Raw genomic sequence first — 919 nt, forward strand, 5'->3', positions numbered from 1 at the left:
GCGGGCCAAGGGCCTCCAGTTCCGCCCGGTCACGCGGGCGCAGGTTGGGCAGCACCTGGCGCAGATGCTGGCGGCGCGCCGGGACTACGTGCAGCCGGGTGCGGCCATTTGCGCCGCGCCGGACAAAGCCCGTGCGCACCCTGCACTCCGTGTGCACGGAGGCCATGGAGACAGGGGATGCCGGAATTGCAGGGGCTGGGGGGTGCGGAACCGCCGGGGAATCCGCAACCGCGTTGGAGGGGCGAGTGACGTGGCCAGGACGGTGGACAGAACGCGCGCTCATGCCTCGCCCACCTCCACTTCGCTGATCACCGCCAGCACCGTCAGCGGCAGCGGGTCGTCCTGCCGTACATGCAGGCCGCCCTGCGTGCCCAGGCGCGCGTCCAGGGTCACCTCGCGGTCACCATCGAACAACGGCAGCGCCTGTCCCGGCGGGTCCTGCGCGGTGCGGAACAGCACCTCGCGCAGGTGGTCCGCGTCCGGCCCGGCCTTGAACCCCGACGAGCGGTACAGCCGCACCCGCGCCCGGCCCACCCGACGCACCCGACCCTGAGTGGGGCCGTCACCCGCCACGAATTCCTGCGTCACCGGCGCAAGGTCGCTGGCATAGCCGAGCCCGGCATGGATCACCGAGGCCGGGCGGTCCAGCTCGATGCGCCCGCCCGCCACGGTGCGCGTCGGGTGCACCCAGCCGTCGGCCAGAATGGACACCTCGCGCCCTTCCAGATGGTCCAGACCGCCCAGCACGGCCACGGGCGGCCCGTCATACGACAGGCCGGAATCCACGAAGAACGCCGAGGCCGGGGTTTCCGCCTCGAAGGCCGGGTCCAGCCGCTCGATGTACCGCCGCTGCGCGCCGTCCACGTCGCGGCGCACCACCAGCCACAGTTCGTCGCCCCCGGCGGGGTCGGACGGCGGG

Annotated in this window: 1 pseudogene; it reads right to left on the reverse strand. The window is 73.2% G+C overall.

Annotated features, from left to right (window positions below):
- Positions 1–279: 279 nt before the first annotated feature.
- A pseudogene (locus FVW27_RS17170) lies at positions 280–919 on the reverse strand (hypothetical protein); the annotation flags it as partial.

Source organism: Nitratidesulfovibrio liaohensis (genome assembly GCF_011682075.1).
Taxonomy (GTDB): domain Bacteria; phylum Desulfobacterota; class Desulfovibrionia; order Desulfovibrionales; family Desulfovibrionaceae; genus Cupidesulfovibrio; species Cupidesulfovibrio liaohensis.